This is a genomic window from Segetibacter sp. (genome assembly GCF_025963695.1).
In the GTDB taxonomy this organism is placed as follows: Bacteria; Bacteroidota; Bacteroidia; order Chitinophagales; family Chitinophagaceae; genus Segetibacter.
Genome location: NZ_JAOQAH010000006.1, coordinates 1 through 4,422 on the forward strand (window position 1 = coordinate 1; position 4,422 = coordinate 4,422).

1 protein-coding gene is annotated in these 4,422 nt (G+C 41.7%); it reads right to left on the bottom strand.

Annotated elements, in window-relative coordinates; all coding sequences use genetic code 11:
• Positions 1-245 precede the first annotated feature (245 nt).
• A complete protein-coding gene (locus tag JWR87_RS00330) occupies positions 246-3,716 on the bottom strand; it encodes a gliding motility-associated C-terminal domain-containing protein (RefSeq protein WP_297814481.1) in 3,471 nt (1,156 codons plus the stop codon).
• Between the last annotated feature and the right edge of the window lie 706 nt (positions 3,717-4,422).

Consider the following 4,422-nt stretch of genomic DNA (forward strand, 5'->3'; position numbering starts at 1 on the left):
AGAATAAAATGGACGGTTTTGTTCCCGTACACTATGAAGAGCTTCCGTAGCGAAGGGCAGGTTCCCTTGGCACTCGCACAATGCGGTGAAAGGAGAACCTGCGGGGACATAAATTTTATTACAACGATTCAAAAGATCATAACGACTCACATAGATAAACCACATCGAAGTTTGCTTATACGGATCGGCTTATATAACCGCCTATTTGATTTTCGATCATAACTTTTTGCGTTTATACCTGGTAATTACTTAACTAGAAATACAGACCCCCATTTATTGATACTCTTGTCAAAATGATCCTTCGCTACAAGGATATAATAATAGGTTCCAACTGCGGCGATCTTTCCATTGGAGCTTCCATCCCATTGCAGTGGCAGGTGTCGCGTGGTGTACACCAGGTCTCCCCACCTGTTATAAATTGAAAAACTGCCTATGTATACGAGACCTTCTATATTAATCTTCCATACATCATTAATCCCATCCCCATTAGGGGAAAAGGCATTGGCTGCAACAATTCTTGTCTCATCAAAAACCTTCACCTGTACCGGCACAATACTTCCTGCACAAGTTCCCTTAACTGCCTGTACGTAGAAAGTCTTATCAAATAAAACAGCGTTGGTAGTCAAAATTCCGGAGGTGCCTGAACTGTACGGGGCAATAGCAGGAATTGTATCAAACAGAAGATACTTGTAGGGATGCACATTTTTAACCACTAAACCTGCTGTAGTGCCTCTTAAAATGTTACGGTCGTCGAGTAGAGGAGAAACGAGCAACTCATCCTGGTTAGCTATTGCAAATGATGACGAAGTATCAGCACACTGTGAAGCGTCGGTAACTACAGCATAATAAGAACCACTGGTCGCATTTAAAAACCCGCTGGTACCGGCCACTTGCCTGTTGGCGGTGTTGAACCATTGCCATTGAAAAGGTGCGCCTGCTCCACCACTGGCAGTCAGTCCACTTATTTGCCCTGTGCCCTCATTACAAACATCGTTTTTAACAGAAACTCCGGAAAAATTTATAACGGGCTTACCTGTTTGTACAATTTTAGCCGAAAAAATTTTGCTTTCACAATTGTTTGTATCCTTAGCAAAAAGCTGGTAAGTGGATGGAGAAAGGTTATTGATATTCAGATCAGTACTAACTACACTGGCAGCCGAACTATCTATCCAACGAAAATTGTATAATGCACTGTTGGCTGAAAACTGAAAGGCACTGATAGAACCGTTATTTTTTTCGCAGCCCGCATTTTTAAGTTGGAAAGCATTTACAGAAATCGTCATAAAAGAAGCAGGTGGAACAACAAACAGGGCGCTTTTGGTCTCGCAGTTAAAAGAGTTATTTAAAATTAGCTGGTAATTGCCGGCGGCAGCATTCTCAAGCGAAATATTACTTCCTGCAGTATTGCCGCCTGAACTGGCAATCCATTGATAGCTTGTTGCTCCGTTAGCACGAAGACCCGTAATAGAACCATTATTGCTGTTACAGTCAGCCGCTTGTATAGATACAGCAGATGCATCAAGGAATATTAAACCTTCATTTTTTACAACAAACCAGGCGCTGGTAATGGTGTCGCATCCACTTCCATCTTTAAACCGTAACCTGTATTTTCCTGCAGGTAAACGGTCAATGTCTAATGTATGTGCAATTACAGCACCGGTAGAGTCGTGCCAACTAAAGTATGGGTTTCCTGAGGGATTTTCAATTTGAATGTTTTTAATAGAACCATTATTTTTATTACAGACTGCATTAGTTACCCGGGCATTATTCACATTTAATGATGATCCTGATTTATTAATTATTTCAAAAGGACCAAAAGTTTTATTGCAGGACGTATCATTTTTAAGCCAGCTTTTAAACCAATACCTGCCGGGAGCAACATTGAAAATTGATGGCTGACTGCTAATAGTATCACCGGCATTGTTAAACCACCCGTAACGCGTGGCATCATTGCCAACATAAAAGTCTCCGGTTATTGAGCCGTTATTTTTCCCGCATGAGGCGGGGTATATAGTTGTCGCAATATTTTGAACAGGGACAAAATTATCAATCACATAGTCGTGCCTATAGATGCAGTTGTTATCCCCAATGGAGAGCATATAATAATAATTGCCCGGCGGCAGATTGTATATGGAAGTATCTGTACCTACCACTTCCCCCTTGTTGTTCATCCACTTAATGCCGGTACCACTTATGATTTTAAGACCTGTGATCGACCCGTTATTTTTTCCGCATGTTGAAGGATTTACAACCACATTACGCTCATTTACCTCTGCCCTGCTAAACTCTGACGTAGCACTATCTTTATTTGTAGCCGTAAAAACGAGTGAAGAAGTAGTTGATGGCGTATAGGTCCATTTACCGTTATTATCCGAAGTGGTTTTGCCTATGTATGTTTTCCCTTCGCAGCCAAGACATTCAGCATCAGCTGTAAACACTTCTATTTTAGCATTTGGAGGTGCCGTTCCTGAATAAGTATTGCTAACGATTGAATTAACGTAGATGAAGGGCATGGGAGGCATGGTAGGACGATCAGGGTTAGAAGTAGTCCAATTATTCACAATTCCCTTGAGACCGTGACAGTACATGCTGTTTTTTTTGATGTGCACTTTATAAGTTCCTAAAACACCTACCCCTGCTGTTCCATAGGCAAATATGTTTTTTTCAATTTCATTCTCGCCTCCTACCAATCCTTCTTCGCAAAAAGCAATAGTTAATTGAAAAGAAGTGGCGGTTCCCGTCAATTCTGCCTCTGTGTTTGCCTGCACTCCAAACCGGTTCCCCTGCACAAGAAACGGTTTAGAGATCATGAATAGGCTAACGTGGGTAAGCACGTTATTTTTAAGTCTTACTTCAAAATCCACCTTAAATGGAACGTTGCCGGCCCTTATCTCACATGAATAAACACTGGTAATATTAAACAGCGACTTTAGTCCCGAATAGCTAACATGAATATAATTGTTTTCCATTCGCACATACCCGTTATTATACTGTTTAGTGGAACTTATGGAAAAAGCCTCGCTGCCGGTTATATAGTTTCGATCGGCCGCGGATGGTCCGCCAATAACAATATCTCTCACATTCTGGAAGTAGATAGAGGTGGCGTTGTATTTACGCCTGTCATAGGAAGGATCAATGTCACCGGCATCATTTAAGCCTAACACATTTGATCTTATTACCACGTATCGCGAAGAATCATAATCGCTAAAGAAACCATAACGCAACCCGTTCAAATAATTGCCTTTGCCTGCAGCGCCCAGGTATACACTGTCGCAATTTTTGAAATCTACGCCCGTCACCGTGCGATCAAAACTCATGTACGAGGAAATGTTTTTTCCTGATATATACAGTCCGTAGATATGAACATTGTTACTATTAGAAAGCTTTATGAAAGTAAAGTCAATGCTATCCTTACAAACTAATTTTATTTTAGCATCCGACACGCCAAACTTCACCCCGCTTTGAGAGCTGCCGTCAATAATTAATTTTGAGCTTAATGTCAAAGTGGTGTTTAAAAAGATCGTTCTGCCTGCAGCACTTTGATCAGGTATATTAAACAGAATAGTATCGTATACATTTGCTCCGTTGGCCTGAGCAAGTGAAACGACGTCCCTTAGGGTACCGGCTCCGGCATCAGCATTTGAGACAACGGTAAAGGTGTTGGCCAAAACAAACATTGGGGCAAACAAGAGAAGCAATACAAAAACTTGACGCATCAGTTATATAAATCAGGTTGTTCGCTTTGTCCTACAAGTAAAGCAATTTCCATCTATAACGTTTAATTTTCTCAGTTATGATAACGGACGCAGGTGTTTGTTGGAGCCGGGTCTTCACAGCATTACTTTTATGTGTTGGCATGACATCGCCGCCAAAAGCGGGGGCAGGCTCTGGGCGCTTAATTCGGCGTTTTGTTTGCTTCCTTAGTCTAAGAGATAAGGATAGCCAGGTAAGATCTTTTTCACCTTAACAAAGATGACCAAACTACTATTCTTTGCCCTTGTTGGTGTTGCTTGCAGCCTTGCCGTTGAATCGTGTTTTCACCTTCAACTGTAGCCCGGGCAAGGAAGCTTAATCGAATAGTTGCCGATGAACGAAATGCGACGCAACGATGAACGATCGGAGTTACTTCAGCTTGTACCATAAAAACACTCTTATCCACCGCTGCGCGTGTCATATAACGATTATCGTACCTAACAGGCAGAAACAATTGTCGGAATCACTGGATTAGAACCAGCGAGTCGAGCGAAGCATGCTACTGCCTTAGATCCCCAAAAGTTCTCAACAGATTTCAGGGCCGCAATCCCTTTGGTCTTTCTTTTTCCCGGTAATGCTTAGTGATATATGTTTTAATGTGTTCCATTGCTACGTCATGGTCGTCGGTTAGGATAACTAACTTCATATCTCCTTCGCTTATAGTGCCTT